Source organism: Polaribacter reichenbachii (genome assembly GCF_001975665.1).
In the GTDB taxonomy this organism is placed as follows: Bacteria; Bacteroidota; Bacteroidia; order Flavobacteriales; family Flavobacteriaceae; genus Polaribacter; species Polaribacter reichenbachii.
The window spans coordinates 2,783,434-2,810,061 of record NZ_CP019419.1 but is presented as its reverse complement, the minus strand read 5'-3'; the positions used below and the strand labels follow the sequence as shown (position 1 = coordinate 2,810,061).

Sequence of the window (26,628 nt, the reverse complement as noted above, 5' to 3'; positions counted from 1 at the left end):
CAATTTCTTGTGAGGCTTTTTTAAATATATTTAAACTATAAGGTTAAGCTCCTAAAACTTCTGCTACTTTATCTGCAGCTTCTTGAAATTCTGTAGCAGAAATAATTTCCATTCCAGAGTTATCAATTAGTTCTTTAGCTTCTACAGCATTTGTACCTTGTAATCTACAAATAATTGGTACAGTAATTTTATCTCCCATATTTTGGTAAGCATCTACAACACCTTGTGCAACTCTGTCACAACGTACAATACCACCAAAAATATTTACTAAAATAGCTTTTACATTCGGGTCTTTTAAAATAATACCAAATGCAGTTTCTACTCTTGCTGCATCTGCAGTACCACCAACATCTAAAAAGTTAGCTGGCTCACCACCAGATTCCTTAATTAAATCCATAGTTCCCATTGCTAAACCAGCTCCGTTTACCATACAACCAACATTACCATCTAAATCTACATAGTTTAAACCTGCAGCTTTAGCTTCTACTTCAATTGGGTTTTCTTCTCTTAAATCACGCATTGCTGCATAATCTTTATGCCTGTATAAAGCATTTTCATCTAAAGAAACTTTAGCATCAACAGCCATTATTTTAGAATCAGAAGTTTTTAATACTGGGTTAATCTCAAACATAGAAGAATCAGATTTAATATATGCAGTATAAAGAGCTGTAACAAATTTTGTCATTTCTTTAAATGCTACACCAGATAAACCTAAGTTAAAAGCTACTTTACGTGCTTGAAAAGGCATTAAACCTAATAAAGGATCTACCTCTTCTGTAAAAATTAAATGCGGAGTTTCTTCTGCAACAGTTTCGATATCCATTCCACCTTCTGTAGAATACATAATCATATTTTTACCAGTTGCTCTATTTAATAAAACAGACATATAGTATTCGTCTGGTTCTTCATCTCCAGGATAATAAACATCTTCTGCAACTAAAACTTGGTTTACTAATTTACCTTCTGCAGATGTTTGAGGTGTAATTAACATCATACCTAAAATATCGTCAGAAATAGTTTGAACTTCATCTAAATTTTTAGCTAACTTAACTCCACCACCTTTTCCACGACCACCTGCGTGAACTTGAGCTTTTATAACATGCCAACCTGTACCAGTATCTTCTGTTAGTTTTTTTGCAGCTTCTACAGCTTCAGCAGGAGTGCTTGCAACAATTCCTCGTTGAATTCTAACTCCAAAACTGTTTAAAATTTCTTTTCCTTGATATTCGTGTAAGTTCATCTGTGTCGTGATTTTAAAACGGAAACAAAAATACAAATTCAATGATGATTTTTAATATTTTTTTTATAAAATTATCACATCAATAAAATTATAATTAAAATTACTGAAAACATTTTAAGATTTAATTAACAGTTGATTTCTGTAACGCTTTCAAAAATAGGTTGTCTTTACAATAATTAATAACATTTTATGAGTTTTCTGTGATGTGTCAGATATATTCGTACCGTGTTTATAAACATAAATCAACCAAAAAAACCTAATGTTCAAAAAACTCTCATTAATTCTGATTGCTTTTATAAGCATTCATCAATTATCCTCACAAAACCAAAAGAATAGAAAAACAATTAAAACAAAACGAATATCGAAAGCACCAAAAATTGATGGTATTTTAAATGATGAAGCTTGGCAAAATGCAGAAATCTGTTCTGATTTTGTTATTCTTAGACCAGATAATGGTAAACCAGTATCAAAAGAATATCAAACTACTGTTAAGGTAATTTATAATGATGATGCTATATACATCTCAGCAGAAATGTTAGATCCAGATCCTAAAGGAATTCCTCAAGAATTTGCGGTTAGAGACAATTTTGGACTAGCAGATTTCTTTCTAGTAACCATTAATCCAAATGATGATGGACAAAACCCGTTTGAATTTATTGTACAATCTACAGGAAACCAGGGTGATGCCAAAGTATCTAATGGAAATGAAGATTTAAATTGGAGTGCTGTTTGGGATAGTGCTGCAAAAATTACTGATAAAGGCTGGAATGTAGAAATGGAAATACCCTACAGAGCCTTACGTTTTGCAAACAGACCAGTACAATCTTGGGGGTTTAATTTTCATAGAAGATTAGAAAAATTAAACCAACAACACACTTGGACACATATTGATAATACAGTAGGAAGATGGACTCAATATGATGGTTTAATTACAGATTTTAGAAATATAAAACCACCAACTAGATTAAACTTATATCCTTACGCTTCTGCAACTAGCACTACGTTTGAAGGTAATACCGATTTTAATTATAGTGTTGGTATGGATATTAAATATGGTTTAACAGAAAACTTTACTTTAGACGCTACTTTGATACCTGATTTTAGTCAAGTTGGATTTGATGATGTTGAATTAAATCTGGGGCCCTTTGAGCAACAATTTACAGAACAAAGACAGTTTTTTACAGAGGGTACAGAATTATTTAATATTGCCAATTTATTTTATTCTAGAAGAATTGGTGCACAACCTATAGATCAATTTGATGTTGAAAGTTCAATATCCGAAGATGAAGAAATTACAGATTACCCAGGAAAAGTAACGATGCTAAATGCAGTAAAAATTTCTGGAAGAACCCAAAAGGGTTTAGGAATTGGTTTTTTTAACGCAATTACAGAAAAAACAGAAGCAACTATAAAAAACAATACTACTGGTACAGAAAGAAAAGAAGTTATTGATCCTTTTACAAATTATAATATTTTAGTTTTAGATCAACAATTTAATCAAAACTCAACCATATCTCTTATCAACACAAATGTTACAAGATCCGGTAGTTTTAGAGATGCAAATGTAACTGCTTTAGATTGGCATATAGAAACAAAAGATAGTAAGTATAATGCAGATGGTTCTGTAAAAATGAGTTCTATTTCTGATGACGTAAATAATAATGGTTTAGGTTATTATTTTGATAATAGTTTTGGTTACAATTCTGGTCATTGGAATTGGGAATTAGGTTACAACTTCGAAAACAAAGATTACAATCCAAACGATTTGGGGATTCTTTTTAGCAATAATCAGCAAACCATATATGGTAGTGCAGGTTGGCGAACTTTACAACCTACTAAAAAGTTTAATTCTTACAATTTTTATTTTTACAACAATGCAGAATTCCAGCATTATTCTGGAATTTTTACAGGTTATTCAGCTAGTTTTGGCGCGAGTGCACAAACAAGAAAACGATTCTTTTTTGGTGGTAACTTAAATTACGAAACAGAAAGTAAAGATTTTTTTGAGCCAAGACAAGGTACTACAAGTGGTGTTTATTTTTTACAACCAGAAAGAAAAAATATAAATATGTGGATTTCTACAAATTCACAAAAAAAGTTTCAAGTAGATGCTGATGCTTGGTATACAGCGTATTCTAATAACCCAAAAGTAGGTTATGGTTTTAGTGTTGCACCACGTTATCGATTTACAAACCAATTTTCTTTGCAATATCGATTAAATTATAATCAATTTTATGATGATCAAGGTTATGTAGATGAAGATGATACCAATATAATTTTTGGGATGCGTGATCGAAAAAACTACACCAATTCTATATCTGGTAAATATAGCTTTAGTACAAAATCTTCTTTATCCCTAACCTTTAGACATTATTGGGGGGCTGTGAATTATAATGACTATTACAATCTTACTTCTGATGGAGGATTAAATAAAAACGATACATATGAAGGAGAAAATGTGAATTTTAATAGCTGGAATTTAGACTTAAATTACATTTGGCAATTTGCCCCAGGAAGCCAATTAATAGCGTTTTATAGAAATTCAATTTACAATTCAGACACGAACTCTAATTTGAATTTTTTTAAAAATTTAGATAATTTATTTGCACAATCTCATAGTCATACATTTTCTGTAAGGTTTGTTTATTTTATCGACTACAATAAAATAAAGAACATTTTTTGAGTTTAAAACACTCCCAACTTTCAATAAAAACGGATATATTTACAAAGTATATCCGTTTTTTTATACATTCGTAATCAGATATAAAAACTATGATTGTTACAAAAAATATCCATAAATATTATGGTGATGTTGAAGTTTTAAAAGGATTAGATTTAGAAATAAAGAAAGGAGAAATTGTAGCTATTGTTGGTCCTTCTGGAGCAGGAAAAACAACACTTTTACAAATTTTAGGTACGTTAGACAAACCTTTAAAAGAACAAGATTTCGAAATTAGCATCAACAATAAATCTCTTAAAAATTTAACAGACAAACAATTATCAGAATTTAGAAATCAACATATTGGTTTTATTTTTCAATTCCATCAATTATTACCAGAATTTACAGCTTTAGAAAATGTTTGTATTCCTGCCTTTATTGCAAAAAAACCGAAAAAAGAAGCTGAAAAAAGAGCTAAAGAATTACTGGAATTTTTAGGTTTATCTCATAGAATAAATCATAAACCAAGCGAACTTTCTGGTGGTGAACAACAAAGAGTTGCAGTTGCAAGAGCCTTAATTAACAACCCTTCTGTTATTCTTGCCGATGAGCCAAGTGGAAACCTAGATAGCGAATCTGCTAAAAATTTACACGAGCTCTTTTTTAAACTGCGTGATGAATTTGGCCAAACTTTTGTTTTAGTTACACATAATTTAGAATTAGCAGATATGGCTGATAGAAAATTAACAATGAAAGATGGTAAAATAGTATAACTACTATGAAAAGAATATTATTTATTTTACTATCTATAATATTAATGACATCTTGTGCTTCAATACTTAATAAAGAAACAACTGTTGTTAAAATATCTTCGGATAAAAAAAGTAAAATAATCTACCTAAATGATACTTTATTAATTAGTAAAAAACAAATAAAATTAAAGCCAATACGCTCTAATAATCCTTTAAATTTTAGTATTTTAAGAGATAGTTTAAAAGAAGACATTTCATTAAAAAGAAAATTATCTCCTCTTTTTTGGTTAAACATTACGCAAAATTATGGATTAGGAATTCTTGTTGATTTAACCAATGACAAACGTTTTACTTATAGACATAATTTACATTTTGTAACAGATAGTATAACAAACAAAATGGTAATTAGTAATAAAAAAATAAGTTTCCTTCCAAAAAACAAGTTCTTTTTATATACATCTCCATTACAATTTTTAGATTTCTTTTCAGTACCTATGGTTACATTAGGAACAGAATATTTTATCGATAATAATTTTAGTTTAAGTGCAGAATATGGGTTTAATAATTCAGATTATAATAGAAATTATGAAGTTTCTTTTTTAGATGAAAAAAATAATGCCTATCGATTTGAAACTAAACTTTACAATAAAATTAACCTAACTAATAATGTTTATCTAAATGAATATTTAGCAATAGAATTTAGAAAAATAAAAAATGAATACAATGATCAAATCAATTATTATGAGATAGAAAATTCTAACAATTATTATATTGATGATTTTGCGACAAAAAAAAACGTAACTATTTTTAACTTAAAATATGGGTTAATTGTACCAATTGGAAAAAAGTTTTATTTTGATTTTTATACTGGATTAGGATTAAGGATTAAAAAATTTGATCATAAAAATTTAGAATACAATAAAAACATTCATCAAATACAATACTCAGATAATTTTTTTCTTTTTGATACGAGAGATTTTAAAAATTATGATCAAAAATCATTTTTTAATTATTCTTTAGGTTTTAAATTAGGAATTAAACTTTAAAAATTGAATAAAGCAGCCCTAAAAGAATTTTTAGACGAAAAGGTAATCTTATACAACAATCCTAAATTCATTGAATCAGATCCTATTCAAATTCCGCATACATTTGCTTTAAAAGAAGATATAGAAATTGCTGCTTTTTTAACAGCCACCATTTCTTGGGGTAATCGAAAAATGATTATTAAAAATGCATTTAAGATGATGGAATTGTTAGAGAATTCTCCTTATGATTTTGTTTTAAACCATCAAGAAAAAGATTTAAAATCTTTCGAAAACTTTGTACATCGAACTTTTAATTTTGTCGATTTTCAACAATTTATAAAATCTTTACAACACATTTACAAAACTTATAATGGGTTAGAAAATGTTTTAAATATTACAGATAATTCACAAAATTATAAAACAGCAATTCATCAATTTAAAAATGTTTTTTTTGAAATTGAGCATCAACAAAGAACACAAAAACACGTTTCAGATCCACATAAAAATTCGGCAGCAAAACGTATAAATATGTTTTTACGTTGGATGGTTAGAAACGATAATTCTGGTGTAGATTTCGGAATTTGGAAAACGCATAATTCTGCAAATTTATCTTGTCCTTTAGATGTCCATTCTGGCAATGTTGCAAGAAAATTAAAACTGTTAAACAGAAAACAAAACGACTGGAAAGCACTTTCTGAGTTAGATGAAAATTTAAGAAAACTCGACAAAAAAGATCCTGTAAAATATGATTTTGCTCTTTTTGGATTAGGTGTTTTCGAAAAATTTTAGAGCAAATAAACTAATAAAACTTTGTGATTTCTATTCATAACTCAGTGTTATAATATGGATTAATTTCCCTATTTTTGAGAGAACTTTAATCATAAAAATGCAATTTCAAAATCCTGAAATTTTATACTTTTTAGCGCTACTTATTATACCAATTTTAGTGCATCTTTTTCAATTACAAAAGTTTGAAAAAATACCATTTACCAACGTTGCTTTTTTACAGAAATTAGTACAACAAACTCGTAAGAGTTCTCGTATTAAAAAATGGTTAATTTTAGGCACAAGACTACTTTTACTTTCAGCGATAATTTTTGCATTTTCTCAACCTTACTTTAGCAGTAAAAAAATAGAAACAAAACAGCAAACTTTTATATATTTAGACAATTCTTTAAGCACAAATGCTACAGGAGAAAAAGGAAATTTATTAAAAATAGCAGCACAAGAAATTATTGAAAACGCTTCTAAAAATGATCGTTATTCTTTGCAAACGAATACAGATTTTTACAAAGATATTTCTTACGAAGATTTAAAAAGCAACCTACTAAACATTAAAAATTCAGCAAAAAAAGTAGGAATTAAGAACGTTTTACTTAAAATAAACAGTTCTCAAAAAAATAAAACTAAAACTTTAAATAAAAGCATATTTATTTCTGATTTTCAGAACACTTACAATAACGAGTTTACAAATGTAACCAAAGGTTTTTCTGGCATAAAACTAGAAAGCAGCAAAAAAAACAACATTTCTATTGATAGTGTTTTTACTAACAACACAAACGCTACAAACTTAACCGTAAACGTTGTGATTAAAAATCAAGGTGATGCAAAAAACAACATTCCTATTGCAATTTTCAACAAAGAAAAACTAGTAAGTAAACAGTCTTTTTCTATTGAAGAAAACACAAACAAAACAATAACTTTTACATTACAAAACATCACTGAATTCTTAGGAAAAATAGACATAACTTTTAGCGATACTTTTTCATTTGATAACACATTTTATTTCTGTATAAATACCAGTAAAAAAATTAACGTTTTAAGCATTGGAAATAACGCAAATTTCTTATCTAAAATCTACACAAAAGACGAATTTAATTTCTCTACTTCTACTCTACAAAATGTAAATTATAATGCGATTCCAAAACAGCAAATTATCATCTTAAATGAGTTAGAAAAAATTCCAGAAACGTTATCAAAAAGCATCATTGAATTTTCTAAAAAAGGAGGCACAATTGTAATTATACCAAATATAAAATCTGAAGTACAATCTTATAATTTATTCCTAAATAAAATTGCAGACTCAAAAATAAAATCAAAAATTTCTGATACTTTAAAAATTACAAATATCAATTTTAATCATCCTTTATTTAAAAATGTTTTTTCTAAAAAAGTATTGAATTTTCAATATCCAATTGTTAAAAGCCACTACCCTATTTTATCAAAAAATAAAAGTAACATTATCAGTTTTGAGAACAATTCATCTTTTATAAGTGAACTTAATTCTTCTAAAAATAAAGTGTATTGGGTGTCTAGTTCTTTATCAAAAAGCAATAGTAATTTTTTAAATTCACCACTAGTTGTTCCAGTCTTTTACAATTTTGGAAAACTAAGTTTTCAGCATAAAAAAATGTATTATTATTTAGAAAAAGAAAACAAAATTGATGTTGAAACAAATTTAGAAAAAGATGAAATTCTTACTATTGTAAATCTAAATTCATCTTTTATACCACCTCAACAAACGTATCAAAATAAAGTTAGTATTACTACGAAAGACAATCCCACAGAAGTTGGTTTCTACAATATAATCAGCAAAAAAGATACACTACAAACTATTGCTTTCAACAACCCAAAAGAAGAGAGTTCATTAAAATTTTTAGACATAAATTCTTTAAAAAAAGAACATAAAAACATTGAATTTTCTTCTTCAATTGCAGATGTTTTTAACGATTTAAACAAAAAAAATGAAGTTCAATGGCTTTGGAAATGGTTTTTAGCCTTGGCAATTGTATCTTTGCTTTTAGAAATTTTTATTTTAAAATTCTATAAACCATGAGTACGCTTCTTAGAAACGCAACAATTATAGATGCAACAAGTCCTTATCATCTTCAAAAAAAGGATATTTTAATTAGTAATGGAAAAATTGAAAAGATTGCAGACGCCATTCAACTTAAAGAAAACACAAATTTAATAGAATTAGAAGACCTCCATATTTCTTGTGGCTGGTTTGATACTAGTGTTTCTTTAGGAGAACCTGGTTTTGAAGAAAGAGAAACAATAAAAAATGGTTTGCAAGTCGCTGCTAAAAGTGGTTTTACTGCAATTGCTGTAAATGCAAATACAAATCCAATTATAGATTCTAAATCTGATGTTGAGTTTCTGATTCATAAAGCTAATAATTCTGCCACAAAACTATACCCAATTGCTGCTTTAACTCAAAAAAGCAAAGGAATTGAAATGGCTGAATTGTACGATATGCAACTATCTGGAGCTATTGCTTTTGGCGATTACAATAAGCCAATTGAAAACGACAACTTAATGAAAGTTGCACTTTTATATGCTCAAAATTTTGATGGTCTAGTTTTAAGTTTCCCTAAAAATAATGCAATTGCAGGAGAAGGAATTGCAAACGAAGGGATTAATAGCACCAAATTAGGTTTAAAAGGAAGCCCAGCTTTAACTGAACACATACAAATTGCAAGAGATTTATTTTTGTTAGAATATACAGGAGGTAAATTACACATACCTACAATTTCTACAGCAAAATCAGTAGAGTTAATTAAAGATGCTAAGAAAAAAGGCTTACAAGTTACCTGTAGTGTTAGTGTACATCATTTAACATTAACTGATGATGAATTACATGGTTTTGACAGTAATTTTAAAACGAATCCGCCTTTAAGAACCAAAGAAGATATTAAAGCTTTACAAAAAGGCGTAAAAAATGGTGTTATTGACATTATAACTTCAGATCATAATCCTATAGATATTGAACATAAAAAAGTTGAATTCAGTGAAGCTAAAGATGGAGTTATTGGTTTAGAAACAGCTTTTGGAGCAATCAATTCAGTTTTAGATTTAGAAAATTTTATTGAGAATTTAACCATAAAACCTAAAGCTATTTTCGGATTAGAAAATTACACTATTGCTGAAGGTAATAAAGCTGATATTACATTATTCGACCCAAAAGAAGAAATAGTTTTTACTAACCAACAAATTTTATCAACCTCTAAAAACAGTCCTTTTATCAGCAAAAAATTGAAAGGAAAAGTTTATGGAGTTTTTGCAAACAATCAATTGATTTTAAAATAAGTATTATGGAAAATACATCAGTAAACGAAGGAAAAACAGCAGCTATTATCAGTCATTTTTGGATTGTAGGTTTAGTAATTGCTTTTATAATGAATATGAACAAAAAAAATTATTTTGCTAGTTTTTATATTAGACAAATGATTGGTTTAAATATTATTCAATTTTTAAACGGAGCAATTATTCTCAAATTTTTTGGTAGCTCAGCAAGTTATATTATTGGAGCTATAACTTTTGTTCTTTGGATTATCTCATTAATAGGAGCCTTTAAAGGAGAAGAGAAAGAAGTACCAGTTGTTGGTGAACATTTTCAAAATTGGTTTAGAAATATTTAATTCAAGTATTTTTTCTTGAACTAGAATTTACATTTACAAAAATCTATCATCCTTGTAAAAACAGGAGTATATAAAATATTTATGAGTTTAAATTACATTGTAAAAGAACCTACTAAAAAAACTGAAAATCCGCCTTTATTAATTTTATTACATGGATATGGCAGTAATGAACAAGATTTATTTTCGTTTGCAGAAGAGTTACCAGAAGAATTACTGATTATAAGTGCACAAGCACCTTACGAAATAGGTTATGGAGGTTATGCTTGGTATGCTATTAATTTTGACGAAGTAAATGGTAAATTTTCCGATTTAAAACAAGCAAAAGAATCTATAGATAAAATTGCTGTTTTTATTGATGAAATAAAAGCAAAATACAACACAAATGCTGATAACACCTTTTTATTAGGCTTTAGTCAAGGTTCAATTTTAAGTTACTCTTTAAGCTTTTTTTATCCAAATAAAGTAAACCATGTTATTGCTTTAAGTGGTTATATAGAAACTAATTTATTACCAAAAACCATTTCTAAAGATATAAAAACAGACTACTATTGTTCTCACGGAACTGTAGATCAAGTTTTACCTATAGATTGGGCAAGAAAAACCAAACCCTTTTTAGACAATTTAGGATTAGATAATGTTTATTCTGAATATCCTGTTGGTCATGGAGTAGCTCCACAAAATTTTTATAGTTTTAAATCTTGGATTGAGAAAAATTTAGAATAAAATAAAGAACTTAAAAGTATTTATGCAAAAAGATATAAGCATAGATACAAAATAAGAATTCTTAAACTAATTACTCTATATCAATTAAAGAACATTGAAGTTTACCTATTAATTCTATAGGTTTATAAGGTTTAAAAACAACATCTTTGAAACCTATACTTAAAAAATGATTTTTGTCTTCTTCAGTAGCAAAACCTGTTAAAGCTAAAAAAGGAATTTGTGTATTAAAATCTAGATGTTCTTTTCTTTTAACTAACTCTACCCCTGTTACTTCTGGCATATTTATATCTAAAAGAACAATATCAAAATATTCCTTATTTAAAATATTATAAGCCATTAATCCATTATCTACAACAGTAACTTTAGCACCTTCCTTTTCTAAAAAATGAACAGTTATTTTTTGATTCAGATGATCATCATCAGCTAATAAAACTTTTTTCCCATTTAAACTTATAATTTCTTCTTCAGATAGCTCAGCTTTTTGCTTAGTAGCAATGTTTTTTACTTTTTTAAACGGAATTTCTATAGAGAAAACAGTTCCTTTATCAACAACACTTTCTACAGAAATAGTTCCTTGCATTGCTGACACTATACGCTTTACTATAGCCAACCCTAAACCTGCACCACCATGAATTCTATTATCGTCTAATTCTGTTTGCCCATATTCTTCAAATATTTGTACTGTTTGTTCAGGAGTCATTCCTCTACCAGTATCAATAATTTTAAAACAGATTTCTGTAGTTTCTGGGTTTTCTAAAATTAGATTTGCTTGTAAAGAAACCATTCCTTTTTTGGTAAACTTTAAAGCATTACTCATTAAGTTGGTAATAATTTGAGTAAGTCTTACACCATCACCCAATAAAATATCTGGTATATGATCAGATTTAGAAAGTTCTATTTTAACTTTTTCATTCTTATTCTGACTTTTATAGTTGATAAAAATACCTTCTATTATATCGTTAACATTTACCTCTTCAACTGCTAGTTGAAGTTTACCTGCCTCTATTCTAGATAAATCTAAAATATCATCAACAATAACTTTTAAATTTTTACCAGCAATTGCCAAATACTTTACATATTCTTCGACTTTTTTGCTTAAATTTTCATCAGAAATCATATCAGTATATCCTAAAATTGTATTTAAAGGATTACGAACTTCATGACTCATCATTGCCAAAAATCGTGATTTTTCTTCGTTCGCTTTGTCTGATGCTTTTCTTAAAATAGCAAGTTCATTATTTTTTTCTGAAATTTCTCTTTTCATAAAAAATAAATCATTTCTATTTTGATTTAATTGACTTATAGTTTTGTAGGTTTTTGTACGGTTATGGATTAAAATAGTTATTAAATCGTCTGTTCTAAACAACTCTAAATCTACATTAAACTCCTCATCCTCAGAGTTTATCACCATTCCTTCCATTACAAAAGACTCACTTATAGGAAGCAAATCTAAAGTACCAAAAAGAAAAGAACATGAATTAAAAATTGAAGTACCTGCTAAAAACTCATTTTTAGCAAATTTACCTGCAGTAACTTTATTAATAACACCTTGGTTATCTGTAGTAATTTCTATAAACGCATTTTCAATTTTTTTGGGGATCACAAGTTTTATTTTAAGCATTGTTTAGCTAAAGCAATAAATGCATCTTCTACATTTTCATCATCTTTAGCACTAGTAACTAAATCAATAGGAATACTAATAATTTTATTTATTTTTTCTAACTCTGTTGATGTAAGTAAATCTTTCTTATTCCCAACAACAGTAATATACTCTAAGCCCGATAATTCTTTAACAGTATTTATTTGACTTTTAATGTTTAGGTAAGTTTCTTCTCTAGACAAATCGAAAACGTACATAGCCGCACTTGCGCCTAAAAAATAGGCTTTAGGTACTTTTTCATCATCTTTAGTACCTGCAACATCCCAAATTAAAAGTTTAATTTTTTCTGAATTTAATTCTACAATTTTTGTACTAACTCTAACACCAATTGTACTTATATAATCTTCAGAAAACTCATTTAAAACAAATCTTCTAATTAAGGAAGTTTTACCAACCCCAAAATTACCAACTAGTAAAACTTTTTTTGCTATCATTTAAATAAACTAATCTTTATTTATAAATGTTGTTATTATTAATTCGTTCAGTCTTTTTTCTTCTGATAAAAAACTTCTATCCATCAAAACACGTTCTGCTAAACTATTAATATCATCTAAAAGTTCTTCTTTAAATTCGCTATTAATAATACCCGATGTTGCAGTTGCAATATAAATAGACTTAAAATTTTGTATGGAGAGCTGAAAGTTTTCGAACTTAATATCTTCTAAATCTTGCCCTTCTTTAGAAAAGGCATCTTCTGCAAAAGATTTAATAGCGGTTAACATTCCAGAAACCATATCTTTATCTGCAATGCTACCTCTTGAGAAATTACCTCTTAATAAACCTGAATCTTTTTCTATAACAAAAACTTCTTCTATAATTGGCTCAAATACCTCTTGAAAAACATCATCTGCATCTGTTCTTTTACCTTTAAAGAGGCGTTTAATAATCTGAGAAATCGAGAATTTATCGTTAATGGTTTCGTTTATACTTTCTGTAAGTTTAGCTATTTCTGCGACAATAAATTTCTTAATCAATTTACCTATAATTGGGTAAAGAGCTTCTACAACTTCGTCTTGCGAATCTCTAATCTGAACCTTTATTGCTTCTGTAATATGACCACCAAAATGATTTGAAAAATTATTTTTAAAATCATCAATTTTATCGTCAATAACAGGAGAAACTTCTTTTTTAACTTCAGTTTTTTCTAAAAATTTTGCGCTTAAAGCTTCTAATTCTTTTCTATCTTCAGTTAATAAAAGTTCTTTTAGTAATTCAAAACGGTTGTCTGTTTTATGATTTACAGTCGTGTTTTTCATCTATTCTTGCAGCATCTGCGCAATCTTCTCTAAAGCTTTTCCTAATTTCCTTCTGTCTGCTTTTTCATCATCTAAATCTGCCAATTTCTTGTCTAAATCGTCATTTAAATCTTGAAATTTATGATCAACTAAACTTTCTAAATCAGATAATTTATTTTCAAGGTTAGTTACAGCTTCAGCTAAACTATGGTTACTTTGATTTTTTAATGTTTCTATTTTTTCATAAACATCTGCAAATTCTGAGTCGTATCTTTGTATATTTTCTCCAAAGATTAAGTCTCTTACTGCTGCAATCCTAGTATCAACTTGCTGATTAGGAGCTGCTTCATTATTTTGTTCGGGAGTTTTTGCCATGCTTTTATTTGTTATTTATAACCTTTAAGTCTTTTAAAATTAATGACTAAAGTTCTGAAAACAATAGCCTTGTAGACAAATATACACTAAAAAACAAATTATAAAAACCTATACTGTAATTTTTAAACCATCATAAGCCAAAAACACATTTTTTGGTAACTGTTCAGAAACTTCTTTATGAAAGCCAAGTTTGTGACTAATATGTGTAAAATAAGTTCTTTTCGGTTTTATTTCTTTTACAAAATCTAAAGCTTCTTGTAGGTTAAAATGAGTTGGATGTTCTTGAATTCTTAATGCGTTTACCACCAAAACATCTAAATTTCTTAACTTTTCTTTTTCTGATGCTTCTATACTTTTTACATCTGTTAAATATGCAAAATCTTGAAATCTATATGCAGTTATTGGCAAATTACCGTGCATTACTTTTATTGGTGTAATTGTTAAATCATCAACCAAAAAAGAAGCATCATCAACCAAAATAGGATTAACAGTTGGTGCACCAGGATATCTATTTTCTGTACTAAAAATATATTCGAAACGCTTTTCTAAACTCGTTAAAACTCTGTTAGACAAATAGATTTTCATTTCACCTAACTTATAACAAAATGGCCTTAAATCATCTAAACCACCAATATGATCTGCGTGTTCATGAGTAAAAAAAACACCCTGAATTAACTGCACATTTTCGCGCAACATTTGTTGTCTAAAATCTGGACCACAATCTATGGTATAAGAAACATTATCCCAAGAAATTAAAATTGAAGACCTTAAACGCTTGTCTTTAAAATCTGTAGATAAACATACAGGATCGTTACTTGCAATCATTGGTATGCCTTGAGAAGTACCTGTTCCTAAAAAAGTAATATGTAATATTTTTTTGGTAAAATTCATTAGAACAAAAATAACATAAAAATTGACTGATAGTATTCTTATTTACTACATTTGTTAAGTACTTAAAAAATCTGATATGGCAATTTCTTTGAGAGGAGATCAAGAAATTAGTAGTGTACCAACTACTAAGAATAAAGCACTAAGAATAAATTTAAACACTGATATTTACGGAACCTTTGCAGAAATTGGTGCAGGGCAAGAAACTGCACGTAATTTTTTTAGGTCTGGTGCTGCTTCTGGCACAATAGCAAAAGCCATGAGTGCTTATGATAAAGATTTTTCTGATGCTATTTATGGTATTGAAGAAGACAGACGTTATGTAACTCAGCCACGTTTAAAAAAAATGCTAGGTCACGAAATCGATTTAATGGAAGATCGATTAAGTAGACAAAAACACCCAGATAAATTATTTTTTAGTTATGCGAACACAGTAACAACCATAGATTTTGCAAGAAAATTTAAAGGTCATGGTTGGGTTGGTATCCGTTTTCAATTAGATCCTTTAGAAGATTATAACGAAATTGTTTTGCACCTTCGTTTTAAAGAAACAGATGCACGTTTACAACAAGAAACGCTAGGTATTTTAGGTGTAAATTTAATTTATGGAGCTTTTTATTTAAATGATAATCCTAAAGAATTAGTAAAATCTTTTTACGACAATTTAGGTAACCATCAACTAGAAATTGATATGATTAATTTCTCTGGCCCGCGTTTTATGTATGTTGATAATCGATTAATGAGTTTACAACTACTTAAAAATGGTATGACAAACGCTGTGATGTTTGGCCCTGATGGAAATAATTTATTGCCTGCACAAGTACTTTATAAGAAAAATATTTTAGCTTTAAGAGGTAGTTTTAGACCTGTTACTAAGGTTAATATGGATATGTTTGAGCAATCCAAAAAAATGTTTTTAGCAGAGAAAAAAGTGCAAGAAAGTAAAACTCAAGTAATTTTTGAAATTACTCTTAGTAATTTATCTGCAGAAGGTAAAATTAACGAAAGAGACTTTTTAGATAGAGCCGAATTACTTTGTTCTCTTGGGCAAAATGTAATGATTACCAACTTTCAACAATACTTTAAATTGGTAGAATATTTTAGCGAATTTACTAAAGAAAGAATGGCACTTGCAATGGGTGTTTACAACTTAGTACAAATTTTTGACGAAAAATATTATAGAGATTTAAGTGGCGGAATTTTAGAGGCCTTTGGTAAACTTTTTCATAGAGATTTAAAGGTTTATATGTATCCATATCACGATCCAGAAACAGGTGAGTATATGAATAGCGAAAACTTAAAAGTGCATCCTAGAATGAAAGAATTATATAAATTCTTTAAAATAAATGGTAAAATTTCAGATATTAAAGATTTTAATAAAGACGTTTTAGACATTTTTTCTAGAACCGTTTTAAAAATGATTATGGAAGGCAAAGAAGGTTGGGAAGAAATGCTGCCAGAAGGTATTCCAGAAATTATTAAACAAAATCGATTATTTGGTTATTCTAGATCTAGACGTAAAAGCTAAATTTTATTTGTTACTTAATTAAACCTTTTAAGTATTTTTTTGTCTAACATAAAACGTTGTTTTTTTGATTGACGAGATTACATTAGTACAACAACTTCAAAATACTAAAACCAGAGACAAAGCCTTTAGAGTATTAATTACTCAATACAAAGAGCGTTTGTACTGGCATATACGTAAAATTGTAATTGTACATGATGATGCAGATGATGTTTTACAAAACACTTTTGTAAAGATTTTTAAAAATATCGAAAAGTTTAATAAAGAAAGTAAATTGTACTCTTGGATGTATAGAATAGCCACAAACGAATCTATTACATTTATTAACAAGAGAGCTAAAGAAAGAAATGTAGATATTTCTGACTATCACCAACAATTAGCGAGTACTTTAGAAAGCGATTTATATTTTTCTGGTGATGAAATTCAGATTATTCTACAAAAAGCAATTGCAACATTACCTCATAAACAACAATTAGTTTTTAATATGAAATATTTTGATGAGTTAAAATATGATGAAATATCAGAAATTTTAGAAACTTCTGTTGGAGCTTTAAAAGCATCTTATTTTCATGCAGTTAAAAAAATAGAAAAATATATAAAAACAGAAACAAATTAAACCTTTTTAAAATTTAAAGGTCTAAATAACAATGGAAAACGAAATTAGACATAGTGTAGCATTTATTAGTAAAAAAATTGGCAAAAAGCCTGGCTTTTCTGCTCCATCTAATTATTTTGATAATTTAGAGGATGATATTTCTATAAAAATTTCTGAAGAAAATTTTGCAAAAAACACTTCTTTCAAAGTACCTAACACCTACTTTAACAATCTAGAAGATACTATTTTAGAAAAAATTTCATCCAAAGAAAAAGAAACAAAAATAATTTCTTTAAAAGAGAGAGTTTTTAAACTTATACCTTATGCTGCTGCTGCTTCTATTGCTTTATTTATTGGTTTGAATTCGTTTGTATTTAATACTGATAATGCAAATACATTAGAAGCACTTACAGATGATGATTTTGAACAATGGTTAGATGTTAGCTCTATAGAAACAGACGATATCGTAGAAATTTTACCAGAAGACATTTTAGAAATTAACGAGTTTTCTTTTGCACTAATAGAAGATGAAAGTATAGAAGATTATATAAATTCTATAGATAATACATCTTTGTTAAACGAATTAAATTAAAAATTTAGATAATGAAAAAAACAATAACATTTATATGTTTTTCTATCTTCTTATCAATATCTATAAATGCTCAAATGAGCAGAGAAGGAAGAAAAAAGATTAAGGCTTTAAAAGTGGCTTATTTAACAGAGCAAATGAACTTAACAACTGCAGAAGCAGAAAAGTTTTGGCCTGTTTACAATACTTATAATACTACTCAATATTCTATAAGAAACAATTATAAAGCGAGCGTTAAAAAGGTAGAAAAAGAATATGAAGACCTAAGTAGCGTAAGTGAAGAAGAAGCAAAAAAATTAGTAGCTTTAAAACTAGTTACAGATAAAAAACTATATGATTCTCAAGAAAAATTTACAAAAAAAATTGAGAGTATAATTTCTTATAAAAAAATTCTAAAACTGCAAATAGCAGAAATGGAATTTGGGCGTAAATTAATGAGAAAATACAAGCATAGAGATCGAGATTCTGATAGAAAGAATTAGATTAACTAATAAAAAAATGGAAGCCTTTAAAAAAGCTTCCATTTTTTTTAATCTATTAATTGTAGACAGGAGTATAATTCTGGTTTGTTTGCTGTAAATTGTTTCAACCAAATTGTTAGTTCATCAATCTCATAAGGTAACAACCTGCTGAGTGCTTTCTCTAACTCCTTACAAAACAAATCTGAATTAAAACTTACCTTTTTTAGTACCGTTTTTGTGTACTCAAACATTGCTCTTGCCATATTATTTTGTATATTTATTATATGTAATAACGTAAACTAAAACGTTTTAGTATACTTACCAAATTTACAAAAAAAAACCAATATCTAAATTTGATATTGGTCTTAATTTTTTGTTACAATTTGTTAAAAAACAATTAAAGGCTATTCACTTTTTCGATTAAGTTTTTAGCTTCTGTTTCTAATTCTTCGTTTATTGCTTTGTAATGTGCTTTTTTATTTTCAACATTCTTCGCATTAACTTTTGCAATTAAAGAATCAAAAGTTTCAATTGCTTCATCAATAATCTCCTCACCTTTTTTAGATTCGTTTTTTAAGATAGAAACATCTAATGTGTATTCTATAACATCACCCAAAACGTAATTGATATCTTTTTTTAAGTTTTTTATACTTGCCATTACTTTTTATTTTAAAGTGCAAATTTAGTGGTTTTTATCTAATTGACTTTGATATTCTTTAAAAAATAAACCTAAATGATAACCATCTACTAATGCGTGATTTACAGTAATTGCAACCGGCATTTTAAGTCGATTATTTTCTGTAAAGGTTTTTCCAAAAGCCAATCTAGGAATACTATCGTTTTTTAAACCTGAATCTGGCTCTATTTGGCTGGTAAAAGAAAACCAAGGTAAAGCTGAGCAATAGATACATTCATCAGAATTTATAAGCGGAAACAAATCTTCTGAATTTAAAATTCGTTCTTTTTCTTCTAAAAAATTTTGATTGAAAGTAGCAATATCATCAGCAAAATGAATAAAAGAAAAACCAAAAGTATGATTTTCTCTGGCAATTGTTGCAGAAGCGTGAATTACATCGCAAACGGCAATTTTATCATCTTGAATTCTATATTTAAAATTCTCTACACTATTTAAAGCTTTTAAACAAGCGTGCAAGTAATAGACAAAAAACGATATTTTTTCTTCTTTTGATTTTTGATAAGTATGAGTTACGTCAATATTAACAGTTACACCATAAAAAGGATTTTTTAGACTTTTAAAATGGTTATAGTGTAATTTTCTATTCCAGTTTTCAATATCTAAATATTTCATAAAATATTTTTTATTTCTTTAATACTAGAAAGTGTTTTGTAGTCGGTATCAGATTTTTCATTATCGCTAACTTCTTCGTGAACCCAAGTTGTATGAAAAGGAATATGAATTGCAGTAGCGCCTATGTTAATTAATGGCAAAACATCAGATTTTAAAGAATTACCTATCATTAATAACTCAGAAGGATCAATATCTAAGTGATTAATTAATTTTTGATAATCATTTTCTTTTTTATCGCTCATTACCTCAATATGATGAAAATATTTTAGCAGATTCGATTTCTCTAACTTACGTTCTTGATCTAGTAAATCTCCTTTTGTTGCTACAATTAATTTATATTTTCCATAATAACTTTTTAGCACCTCTTCTACTCCATCTAATAGCTCAATAGGTTGCGCTAACATTTCTTTACCAATATTTAAAATCGATGCTATAATTTTTGGATTTATTTGATAATTAGAAAGTTCTAAGGCAGATTCTACCATAGATAATACAAAACCTTTAATTCCGTAACCATAAAGGTGTAAATTATCGATCTCTTTTTTAAAGAGTTCTTGATCTATTTTATTCTCGGTTTCGTATTTAGATAATAGTTTAGCAAATTGATGTTCTGCATCCCTAAAATAAGTTTCATTTACCCAAAGTGTATCATCAGCATCAAAGGCAATTACTTTTATATTTTTATTCATTATTATCTAAAATTTTAATTGCTTTTTCTAAATCTTCTGGTGTATCTATACCAATAGATTCTACAGAAGTTTCTACCATTTTAATTTTTTTACCAATTTCTTGATAACGAATTGCCTCTATCTTTTCTGCTGCTTCTAAAGGTGTAATTGGCGTGTTATAAAAATCGATAAGAGCTTGTTTTCTAAATGCATAAACACCTTTATGCTTGTAATATTTTACATTAATATTAGTATCTCTATGATACGGAATTACACTTCTAGAAAAGTAAATTGCCATATTATTTACATCTGTAATTACTTTTACATTATTCGGGTTTTCGACATCAATTTTATCTTTAATTTCTACTTTTAAAGAAGCTAAATCTACTTCTTTTTTAGCATCATCTTTAAAAACCTGAATTAATTTTGTAAGCGAAATAGCATCTATAAAAGGCTCATCTCCTTGTACATTAATTACAATATCAACAGCTAAATTTTCAACAGCTTCAGCAATTCTATCAGAACCACATTCGTGTTCTTTAATACTCATAATTGCTTTACCTTTAGCATTTTTTATGGTATTAAAAATTACATCAGAATCTGTTACAACATAAACTTCATCAAACAAATTGGTATTTAAAGCTGCTTCGTATGTTCTTAGAATTACAGGTTTACCAGCTAAATCTTTCATTAATTTACCTGGAAAACGAGATGCACTATAACGTGCAGGAATCATTGCAATTACCTTCATAAAATTATCTTTACAAGTTTTAAGAAACTTTGTATTTGTAAGTACAAATTTAAGATTAATAGAATTGTTTAAAAACAATTACCTTTAAAATCATTTTTAAAATTTTATCAAAAAAAATAATATTGATAGATTTTGTATTGTTTTCATCAATTATAGTCCATAATTTTTCCGAATTTAAAAATCAATTTTAAAAATGTACAAACCAGAATTAAATATATATTTGGTTTATTAATTATATTGCAATACTATTAAACAAATATATTTTAGTTTGAAAAAAGTTATTACTTTCATTTTTTATGTTTTGATTACAACAAGTATATTTAGTAATCATAGAACTTTATATGTAGATGATTTTGTGAATATTTTAGGCAGCTCTGGTAAAGAAGAAAGGCTATTATTATTCGCAAAAAAGAATAATTTTAAAACACTTATACTTTATCAATTAAATAAAGTTGATAAAAAATGGTCGCTTTCTGATCCTAGAAAAAATAATGTTTTAGCCGAATTTATTGCCAAAGCAAAAACTGAATTCAGTATAAAAAATATTGGAGCTTCTGGTGAATGTGCTTCCTTTTTTACAAACCGAATTAACCCTTACAATAACTCTAGAAATAGAGCCGAAGAAAAAATTGACATTTACAACCTTGAGTATGAATATTGGTCTCAAAATGCATCTGGAGAAAATGGTTATTATTGCATAAACTACCTGAATGAAAACTCAATTCCTTGTAATAGAAATGGTTCTTTCAATTTTTTTATTGATAATTTAAAAGAATTAAAACAGCTTTCTAAAGACAACATTCACAACATAAAAATAGAAGCTTACATAGGTTACTATTCCCAAAAAGAAGTGAGCAATATTGTAAAATATTGCGATCGTTTAATTATACAAACTTCTGGTAAAAACCCTAAAGTTTCGTTTGCTTCTGCCAAAAAGAATTTAGCACATCTCGCAAAAATTAATAGCAAAATTAAAACATCAATTTTATATTCTACACGTATGAATCATATGGGTTATTGGTTTAAATCGAATAGTTTAGAGCGTGGAGAAAAAGATTTTTTTAATTTAATGAATGTTAATAATACTAATTATTCTAAAAATATAAATTTAGATGGTTTTAGTTACCACACCTATTCTTTTTTAGAAAAATCGGTAAGTTACTTTTCTTACACTCGCAATTAAGTCTCTAAAAATAAGACCTTAAACTTTATATTTTCACAAATTAAAGCAACTTTTTATTGAATAAAATTGTTAATAACTTTTTATTTAAAAAAAAGTTGTACGTTTGTTCTCTATTAAATCCCTTAAATCCCCTTTTAAGTATGAAATGGAAATTCCCTAAATTTCTAATAATTACGCTATTTGTTATATTTAAAACTTATGGATCTCACAGAATCTTGTATGTAGATCAGTTTTACGATATTCTTGGCAATGAACAAAAAGAAAACGACTTATTAGAGTTCACTGTTCAAAATGGTTTCGACAAAATTATTCTTTACGATTTACACAAAATCAACAAAGTTTATCCGCTTGCAGATGAAAGAAAAAACAGCATTTTAGCTCGATTTATTTTTAAAGCAAAAATAAACTATGGTTTAAAAGGTGTAGGTGGTTCTGGAGAAAGTGCAGAGTTTTTTATTAATGCAATTCACGCCTACAATATGTCTAGAATAAACCCTATTGAAAGGTTTGATACTTATAATTTAGAATATGAGTATTGGAAAAAAGATGCAAATAAAAATGGAGGCTATTATTGCGAAAACTATCTGAAAAAAAATGGTGAAGCTTGTAATAGAAAAACCACTTTTAACTTTTTTGTAAACTCGTTAAAAACAATGAAAGCCCTGGCTAAAGAAAATAGCCATAAAGTAACTGTAGAAGCTTATGTTGGTAAATACTACAAACACGAAATTGAAAAAATTTCTAGATATGTAGACAGATTATTGGTACACGTTTACGTTACAGACCCAAGAAACGGCTTTAATTCTGCAAACAAAAGGTTAGAATATCTAAGTGATATAAAAAATATGCCTAAAATATCAATTATTTATTCTTCAGAAACTATGTTTATGGGTGGTTGGTTAAAGTTTAATTCGATTAAAAAAGGTGAAAGAATTTTTATTGATAGTATGCAGAAAACCAATAAAGATTTATTAAGAAAAATTAATTTCACAAACTTTACCTATTACAATTATAATAAACTAGCTAAATCTATAAAGTATTATAACAGTATAAATGGTGGTTTTGAGAAGTTTAAAAAGAACGAAAATATTTTAGCAGCGAATTAGAAATTTATTAATCGCCAGAGTAACTTACAAAATTTCTTGGCGTTTCGTATAGTGTAATTTTTAAATCTAAATGATTGGGAATGTGTGTTCTTAATTTATCATAAATAACAACACAAATATTCTCTGCTGTCGGATTTAAGTTTTTAAACTCAGGCACCTCTATATTTAAATTTTTATGATCAAAAGCTTCTTCTATTTCTTCTTTTATGATATTTTTCAATACACCTAAATCGTAAACATAACCAGTTATTGGATTTACTTCTCCTGTTAAAGAAACAATAAGCTCGTAATTATGACCGTGAAAATTAGGGTTACTACATTTACTAAAAACCTCAAAATTTTTCTCACTGGACCAATCTTTACAATACAATCTATGAGCTGCATTAAAATGTGCTTTTCTATGAACTGTAACTCTAGGCATTTGTTAATTTTTGATAAGATTCTTTAAAAATTATTTTAAACCATTCTGTGTAAATAGCAGGATTGTTGTCAATATCAGTCTGTACATCTTCTAATTGCATCCATTTATAATCAGCAACTTCTTCTTTATTAATATTTGGCATATCATTAAAACTACCAATCATTACATGGTCTAATTCATGCTCTGTTAAACCGTTATCAAAAGGTGCTTTATAAACAAACGAAAAAATCTCTTTTAAATCTGCTGTAAAACCCATCTCTTCTTGCAACCTTCTTCTACCAGCCTCTACATTACTTTCTCCATCTCTTTGATGAGAGCAACATGTATTTGTCCATAATAATGGCGAATGATATTTATGAGCTGCTCTTTGTTGTAACATTAACTCACCTTTATCATTAAAAATAAATACAGAAAAAGCTCTATGTAAAACTGCTTTTTCATGTGCTTCCATTTTAGGCATTAAACCTAATTGTTTGTCATTTTCATCAACTAAAACTACCAATTCTTCCATATTTACAAAGATAATATATCAAAAAGGTTTAAGAACCTAAAATTTTAATAAAACCATTAGATTTTTCTATTCTTTTATTTTGATGATTTATATTTGGTAATTATTAAACTTATTTTAAAGTGAAGCTTTTATATCGATTATTCATTCTAACGCTACTTATTTCATTTTATCAATGTGATGCAAAAAAGGAATCAAAAAAAGAAAAAACGATACTAAATAAAACAATTAAACAAAAAGAAGAAGAAAAAATAATTAAACCTTGGGATAGTTTAAATAGCACCAATACAGAAGCTTTTTTATTAGAATATGGCAAACAAAATCCTGAGACAAAAGTTATCATCAAAACAAAATTTGGCAATATAAAACTCAGACTTTATGAAGATGTACCTGTACACAGAGCTAATTTTATTTTCTTAACAAAAATTAAATATTTTAATACAACTGTTATTTATCGTGTGGCAAAAAACTTTGTAATTCAAGGTGGCAATTCTGATAATATGTACACGCAAAAACAACGTAGAAAATACGGAAATTACTTAATGAAACCCGAATTCAGAAACCATAGAAAACATAAATATGGAGCTTTAGCGGCAGCCAGACAATGGGAAAATAATCCGAATAAATTATCAAGTCCTTTTGAGTTTTATATGGTTCATAAAAGAAGTGGCGCTCATCATTTAGATAACGAACATACTGTTTTTGGTGAAGTTATTTCTGGCTTTGATACTATGGATAAAATATCTAAAGTAAAAGTTGGTGTTGATGAATGGCCTATAAACGACATTCAAATGACCATCGAAATTTTAGAATAATAAAATGCGAATTCTTATTTTGATATAATTAAAGGTATGTTTTTAAAGTAAACACAAGTCTAAATTCGATAATTTAGTGTCTATTTTCAACATAAAACCTATCTTTGCACCTCAAATTTTGTAGATGAGTTTTTTAGAAGAAATAGCACGTAGAAGAACATTTGGTATCATTTCGCATCCAGATGCTGGTAAAACTACATTAACAGAAAAATTATTATTATTTGGTGGTGCCATACAAGAAGCTGGTGCAGTAAAAAATAATAAAATAAAAAAAGGAGCAACTTCCGATTTTATGGAAATTGAGCGACAAAGAGGTATCTCTGTGGCTACTTCTGTTTTGGCATTTATTTATCAAAATAAGAAAATCAATATTTTAGATACTCCTGGTCACAAAGATTTTGCTGAAGATACATTTAGAACTTTAACTGCTGTAGATAGTGTTATTGTGGTTATTGATGTGGCAAAAGGTGTTGAGCCACAAACAGAAAAATTAGTTGAAGTTTGTAGAATGCGTAGCATACCAATGCTGGTTTTTATCAATAAATTGGATAGAGAAGGTAAAGATGCTTTCGATTTGTTAGATGAAGTTGAGCAAAAATTAGGTTTACGAGTAACACCAATGAGTTTCCCTATTGGAATGGGTTACGATTTTAAAGGGATTTATAACATTTGGGAAAAGAAATTAAATCTTTTTTCTGGCGATAAAAAACAAACTATTTCAGAAGGTGTTGAGTTTGATGATTTATCGAACCCTGAATTAGACAAAGCTGTTGGAGAAACTGCTGCAGAAACTTTACGAGAAGAAATCGAATTGATTGATGAAGTTTACCCACCTTTTAATCAAGATGAATATTTAAAAGGTGAATTACAACCTGTATTTTTTGGTTCGGCTTTAAATAATTTTGGTGTAAAAGAATTATTAGATGCATTTATAGAAATTGCACCTTCTCCACAACCAAAAAAAGCAGAAGAACGTTTAGTAGATTCTAAAGAGAAAAAAATGACTGGTTTTGTGTTTAAAATCCACGCAAATATGGATCCTAAGCACAGAGATAGATTGGCTTTTATAAAAGTGGTTTCTGGTACTTTTAAAAGAAACTCGCCTTATTTACACGTTAGAAATGGTAAAAAAGTAAAATTCTCTAGTCCGAATGCATTTTTTGCAGAGAAAAAAGAAATTGTAGATGAATCTTTTCCTGGTGATATTGTTGGTATTCATGATACTGGAAATTTCAAAATCGGTGACACTTTAACTGAAGGTGAAGATTTAAATTTTAGAGGAATTCCAAGTTTTTCTCCAGAACACTTTAGATATGTAAATAATGCAGACCCAATGAAATCTAAACAATTATACAAAGGTTTAGATCAATTGATGGATGAAGGTGTTGCGCAATTATTTATCTTAGAAATGAATGGAAGAAGGGTAATTGGTACAGTAGGTGCTTTACAATTCGAGGTTATTCAATATAGATTAGAACACGAATATGGTGCAAAATGTACTTACGAAAATTTAAGTGTTCACAAAGCTTGTTGGGTAGAACCAGAAGACATAAAAAGTGAAGAGTTCAAGGAGTTTAAAAGAGTAAAACAACGTTATTTAGCAAAAGATAAACAAGGTCAATTAGTATTTTTAGCAGATTCTGCTTTTACCATTCAAATGACACAAAGTAAATATCCATCAGTTAAATTACATTTTACAAGTGAATTTAAAAATTAATA

Annotated in this window: 29 protein-coding genes; 16 read left to right on the top strand and 13 right to left on the bottom strand. The window is 27.9% G+C overall.

The genetic code is table 11. The features are described 5' to 3' along the window. Positions 1-43: 43 nt before the first annotated feature. Complete coding sequence (sucC, locus tag BW723_RS11850; RefSeq protein WP_068364494.1) at positions 44-1,240, bottom strand: ADP-forming succinate--CoA ligase subunit beta; 1,197 nt, start codon at positions 1,238-1,240, stop codon at positions 44-46. Positions 1,241-1,499: 259 nt separating this feature from the next. Between sucC and BW723_RS11845 the strand changes: the two genes are divergently transcribed. The 8 genes from BW723_RS11845 to BW723_RS11810 all read left to right on the top strand — a co-directional run bounded on the left by BW723_RS11845 (position 1,500) and on the right by BW723_RS11810 (position 10,820). Beyond that, on the top strand, positions 1,500-3,923 hold the full coding sequence (locus BW723_RS11845) for a DUF5916 domain-containing protein (RefSeq protein ID WP_068364497.1): 2,424 nt from the start codon (positions 1,500-1,502) through the stop codon (positions 3,921-3,923). An 89-nt stretch (positions 3,924-4,012) separates the two neighbouring features. Then, positions 4,013-4,672: an ABC transporter ATP-binding protein gene (locus BW723_RS11840; protein ID WP_068364500.1), complete on the top strand. Its 660-nt coding sequence runs from the start codon at positions 4,013-4,015 to the stop codon at positions 4,670-4,672. Between the two features lie 5 nt (positions 4,673-4,677). Beyond that, positions 4,678-5,697 (top strand): hypothetical protein, encoded by a 1,020-nt coding sequence (locus tag BW723_RS11835; protein WP_139059142.1) that lies wholly within the window; start codon positions 4,678-4,680, stop codon positions 5,695-5,697. A 3-nt stretch (positions 5,698-5,700) separates the two neighbouring features. Further along, the gene (locus BW723_RS11830) at positions 5,701-6,465 is read left to right on the top strand and encodes a TIGR02757 family protein (RefSeq protein WP_068364506.1); all 765 of its coding nucleotides are present in this window, start codon (positions 5,701-5,703) and stop codon (positions 6,463-6,465) included. Positions 6,466-6,562: 97 nt separating this feature from the next. Then, positions 6,563-8,512 (top strand): BatA domain-containing protein, encoded by a 1,950-nt coding sequence (locus BW723_RS11825; protein WP_068364512.1) that lies wholly within the window; start codon positions 6,563-6,565, stop codon positions 8,510-8,512. Further along, positions 8,509-9,765, top strand: a complete 1,257-nt coding sequence (locus BW723_RS11820) for a dihydroorotase (RefSeq protein WP_068364513.1) — start codon at positions 8,509-8,511, stop codon at positions 9,763-9,765. Before BW723_RS11825 ends, BW723_RS11820 begins: the two co-directional genes overlap by 4 nt. Positions 9,766-9,770: 5 nt before the next feature. Further along, on the top strand, positions 9,771-10,097 hold the full coding sequence (locus BW723_RS11815) for a DUF4870 domain-containing protein (RefSeq protein ID WP_068364516.1): 327 nt from the start codon (positions 9,771-9,773) through the stop codon (positions 10,095-10,097). A gap of 81 nt (positions 10,098-10,178) precedes the next feature. Then, positions 10,179-10,820, top strand: a complete 642-nt coding sequence (locus tag BW723_RS11810; RefSeq protein ID WP_068364519.1) for an alpha/beta hydrolase — start codon at positions 10,179-10,181, stop codon at positions 10,818-10,820. 70 nt (positions 10,821-10,890) lie between these two features. Here BW723_RS11810 and BW723_RS11805 read toward each other — a convergent pair whose 3' ends face one another. From BW723_RS11805 to BW723_RS11785, 5 genes are all read right to left on the bottom strand, one after another. Next, positions 10,891-12,441, bottom strand: coding sequence for an ATP-binding response regulator (locus BW723_RS11805; RefSeq protein ID WP_068364521.1), 1,551 nt, complete (start codon positions 12,439-12,441; stop codon positions 10,891-10,893). Beyond that, a complete protein-coding gene (locus BW723_RS11800; RefSeq protein WP_068364524.1) occupies positions 12,429-12,914 on the bottom strand; it encodes a Rab family GTPase in 486 nt (161 codons plus the stop codon). The genes BW723_RS11805 and BW723_RS11800 overlap by 13 nt, the downstream gene beginning before the upstream one ends. Before the next feature lie 9 nt (positions 12,915-12,923). Further along, positions 12,924-13,736, bottom strand: a complete 813-nt coding sequence (locus BW723_RS11795; RefSeq protein WP_068364532.1) for a hypothetical protein — start codon at positions 13,734-13,736, stop codon at positions 12,924-12,926. Continuing rightward, complete coding sequence (locus BW723_RS11790) at positions 13,737-14,090, bottom strand: hypothetical protein (RefSeq protein WP_068364534.1); 354 nt, start codon at positions 14,088-14,090, stop codon at positions 13,737-13,739. Between the two features lie 108 nt (positions 14,091-14,198). Further along, positions 14,199-14,981 (bottom strand): MBL fold metallo-hydrolase, encoded by a 783-nt coding sequence (locus tag BW723_RS11785; RefSeq protein WP_068364537.1) that lies wholly within the window; start codon positions 14,979-14,981, stop codon positions 14,199-14,201. A 76-nt stretch (positions 14,982-15,057) separates the two neighbouring features. On the opposite strand from BW723_RS11785, the gene BW723_RS11780 reads away from it, so the two are divergent. From BW723_RS11780 to BW723_RS11765, 4 genes are all read left to right on the top strand, one after another. After that, entirely contained in the window at positions 15,058-16,506 is a 1,449-nt protein-coding gene (locus tag BW723_RS11780) for a nicotinate-nucleotide adenylyltransferase (RefSeq protein ID WP_068364540.1), read from the top strand. A gap of 64 nt (positions 16,507-16,570) precedes the next feature. Then, positions 16,571-17,119, top strand: a complete 549-nt coding sequence (locus BW723_RS11775) for an RNA polymerase sigma factor (protein WP_068364542.1) — start codon at positions 16,571-16,573, stop codon at positions 17,117-17,119. 31 nt (positions 17,120-17,150) lie between these two features. Then, a complete protein-coding gene (locus BW723_RS11770) occupies positions 17,151-17,690 on the top strand; it encodes a hypothetical protein (protein WP_068364544.1) in 540 nt (179 codons plus the stop codon). Positions 17,691-17,701: 11 nt separating this feature from the next. Beyond that, positions 17,702-18,169: a hypothetical protein gene (locus BW723_RS11765; protein WP_083139909.1), complete on the top strand. Its 468-nt coding sequence runs from the start codon at positions 17,702-17,704 to the stop codon at positions 18,167-18,169. Between the two features lie 47 nt (positions 18,170-18,216). On the opposite strand, the gene BW723_RS18015 is transcribed toward BW723_RS11765, so the two are convergent. The 5 genes from BW723_RS18015 to kdsB form a co-directional block, all read right to left on the bottom strand. Beyond that, positions 18,217-18,411 carry a hypothetical protein gene (locus BW723_RS18015; RefSeq protein WP_068364547.1) on the bottom strand — a complete coding sequence of 65 codons (195 nt, stop codon included), beginning with the start codon at positions 18,409-18,411 and terminating at the stop codon, positions 18,217-18,219. Between the two features lie 134 nt (positions 18,412-18,545). Beyond that, positions 18,546-18,806 (bottom strand): hypothetical protein, encoded by a 261-nt coding sequence (locus tag BW723_RS11755; protein ID WP_068364549.1) that lies wholly within the window; start codon positions 18,804-18,806, stop codon positions 18,546-18,548. Between the two features lie 24 nt (positions 18,807-18,830). After that, positions 18,831-19,457, bottom strand: coding sequence for a chloramphenicol acetyltransferase (locus BW723_RS11750; RefSeq protein ID WP_068364552.1), 627 nt, complete (start codon positions 19,455-19,457; stop codon positions 18,831-18,833). Further along, positions 19,454-20,146, bottom strand: coding sequence for an HAD family hydrolase (locus BW723_RS11745; protein WP_068364555.1), 693 nt, complete (start codon positions 20,144-20,146; stop codon positions 19,454-19,456). Before BW723_RS11745 ends, BW723_RS11750 begins: the two co-directional genes overlap by 4 nt. Continuing rightward, positions 20,139-20,876 carry a 3-deoxy-manno-octulosonate cytidylyltransferase gene (gene kdsB, locus BW723_RS11740; protein WP_068365218.1) on the bottom strand — a complete coding sequence of 246 codons (738 nt, stop codon included), beginning with the start codon at positions 20,874-20,876 and terminating at the stop codon, positions 20,139-20,141. The genes BW723_RS11745 and kdsB overlap by 8 nt, the downstream gene beginning before the upstream one ends. 268 nt (positions 20,877-21,144) lie before the next feature. On the opposite strand from kdsB, the gene BW723_RS11735 reads away from it, so the two are divergent. Both BW723_RS11735 and BW723_RS11730 read left to right on the top strand, forming a co-directional pair. Beyond that, positions 21,145-22,059: a hypothetical protein gene (locus tag BW723_RS11735; protein ID WP_068364558.1), complete on the top strand. Its 915-nt coding sequence runs from the start codon at positions 21,145-21,147 to the stop codon at positions 22,057-22,059. 140 nt (positions 22,060-22,199) lie between these two features. Beyond that, on the top strand, positions 22,200-23,165 hold the full coding sequence (locus BW723_RS11730) for a hypothetical protein (RefSeq protein ID WP_068364560.1): 966 nt from the start codon (positions 22,200-22,202) through the stop codon (positions 23,163-23,165). Positions 23,166-23,172: 7 nt separating this feature from the next. On the opposite strand, the gene BW723_RS11725 is transcribed toward BW723_RS11730, so the two are convergent. After that, positions 23,173-23,586 carry a 6-pyruvoyl trahydropterin synthase family protein gene (locus BW723_RS11725; protein WP_068364562.1) on the bottom strand — a complete coding sequence of 138 codons (414 nt, stop codon included), beginning with the start codon at positions 23,584-23,586 and terminating at the stop codon, positions 23,173-23,175. Continuing rightward, on the bottom strand, positions 23,579-24,097 hold the full coding sequence (idi, locus tag BW723_RS11720; protein ID WP_068364565.1) for an isopentenyl-diphosphate Delta-isomerase: 519 nt from the start codon (positions 24,095-24,097) through the stop codon (positions 23,579-23,581). Before idi ends, BW723_RS11725 begins: the two co-directional genes overlap by 8 nt. Positions 24,098-24,216: 119 nt before the next feature. On the opposite strand from idi, the gene BW723_RS11715 reads away from it, so the two are divergent. Further along, positions 24,217-24,909 carry a peptidylprolyl isomerase gene (locus BW723_RS11715; RefSeq protein ID WP_068364568.1) on the top strand — a complete coding sequence of 231 codons (693 nt, stop codon included), beginning with the start codon at positions 24,217-24,219 and terminating at the stop codon, positions 24,907-24,909. Between the two features lie 124 nt (positions 24,910-25,033). Further along, positions 25,034-26,626, top strand: coding sequence for a peptide chain release factor 3 (locus tag BW723_RS11710; protein ID WP_068364571.1), 1,593 nt, complete (start codon positions 25,034-25,036; stop codon positions 26,624-26,626). Positions 26,627-26,628 lie beyond the last annotated feature (2 nt).

Coding starts and splice junctions, on each gene's coding strand:
- BW723_RS11835 (WP_139059142.1), top strand. CDS start 4,678: ATGAAAAGAATATTATTTATTTTACTATCTATAATATTAATGACATCT.
- BW723_RS11755 (WP_068364549.1), bottom strand. CDS start 18,806: ATGGCAAGTATAAAAAACTTAAAAAAAGATATCAATTACGTTTTGGGT.
- BW723_RS11730 (WP_068364560.1), top strand. CDS start 22,200: ATGAAATGGAAATTCCCTAAATTTCTAATAATTACGCTATTTGTTATA.
- BW723_RS11710 (WP_068364571.1), top strand. CDS start 25,034: ATGAGTTTTTTAGAAGAAATAGCACGTAGAAGAACATTTGGTATCATT.
- BW723_RS11840 (WP_068364500.1), top strand. CDS start 4,013: ATGATTGTTACAAAAAATATCCATAAATATTATGGTGATGTTGAAGTT.
- BW723_RS11820 (WP_068364513.1), top strand. CDS start 8,509: ATGAGTACGCTTCTTAGAAACGCAACAATTATAGATGCAACAAGTCCT.
- BW723_RS11750 (WP_068364552.1), bottom strand. CDS start 19,457: ATGAAATATTTAGATATTGAAAACTGGAATAGAAAATTACACTATAAC.
- sucC (WP_068364494.1), bottom strand. CDS start 1,240: ATGAACTTACACGAATATCAAGGAAAAGAAATTTTAAACAGTTTTGGA.
- BW723_RS11725 (WP_068364562.1), bottom strand. CDS start 23,586: ATGCCTAGAGTTACAGTTCATAGAAAAGCACATTTTAATGCAGCTCAT.
- BW723_RS11765 (WP_083139909.1), top strand. CDS start 17,702: ATGAAAAAAACAATAACATTTATATGTTTTTCTATCTTCTTATCAATA.
- BW723_RS11805 (WP_068364521.1), bottom strand. CDS start 12,441: ATGCTTAAAATAAAACTTGTGATCCCCAAAAAAATTGAAAATGCGTTT.
- BW723_RS11785 (WP_068364537.1), bottom strand. CDS start 14,981: ATGAATTTTACCAAAAAAATATTACATATTACTTTTTTAGGAACAGGT.
- BW723_RS11800 (WP_068364524.1), bottom strand. CDS start 12,914: ATGATAGCAAAAAAAGTTTTACTAGTTGGTAATTTTGGGGTTGGTAAA.
- BW723_RS11795 (WP_068364532.1), bottom strand. CDS start 13,736: ATGAAAAACACGACTGTAAATCATAAAACAGACAACCGTTTTGAATTA.
- BW723_RS11845 (WP_068364497.1), top strand. CDS start 1,500: ATGTTCAAAAAACTCTCATTAATTCTGATTGCTTTTATAAGCATTCAT.
- BW723_RS11770 (WP_068364544.1), top strand. CDS start 17,151: ATGGAAAACGAAATTAGACATAGTGTAGCATTTATTAGTAAAAAAATT.
- BW723_RS11815 (WP_068364516.1), top strand. CDS start 9,771: ATGGAAAATACATCAGTAAACGAAGGAAAAACAGCAGCTATTATCAGT.
- BW723_RS11810 (WP_068364519.1), top strand. CDS start 10,179: ATGAGTTTAAATTACATTGTAAAAGAACCTACTAAAAAAACTGAAAAT.
- BW723_RS11790 (WP_068364534.1), bottom strand. CDS start 14,090: ATGGCAAAAACTCCCGAACAAAATAATGAAGCAGCTCCTAATCAGCAA.
- kdsB (WP_068365218.1), bottom strand. CDS start 20,876: ATGAAGGTAATTGCAATGATTCCTGCACGTTATAGTGCATCTCGTTTT.
- BW723_RS18015 (WP_068364547.1), bottom strand. CDS start 18,411: ATGGCAAGAGCAATGTTTGAGTACACAAAAACGGTACTAAAAAAGGTA.
- BW723_RS11780 (WP_068364540.1), top strand. CDS start 15,058: ATGGCAATTTCTTTGAGAGGAGATCAAGAAATTAGTAGTGTACCAACT.
- idi (WP_068364565.1), bottom strand. CDS start 24,097: ATGGAAGAATTGGTAGTTTTAGTTGATGAAAATGACAAACAATTAGGT.
- BW723_RS11745 (WP_068364555.1), bottom strand. CDS start 20,146: ATGAATAAAAATATAAAAGTAATTGCCTTTGATGCTGATGATACACTT.
- BW723_RS11825 (WP_068364512.1), top strand. CDS start 6,563: ATGCAATTTCAAAATCCTGAAATTTTATACTTTTTAGCGCTACTTATT.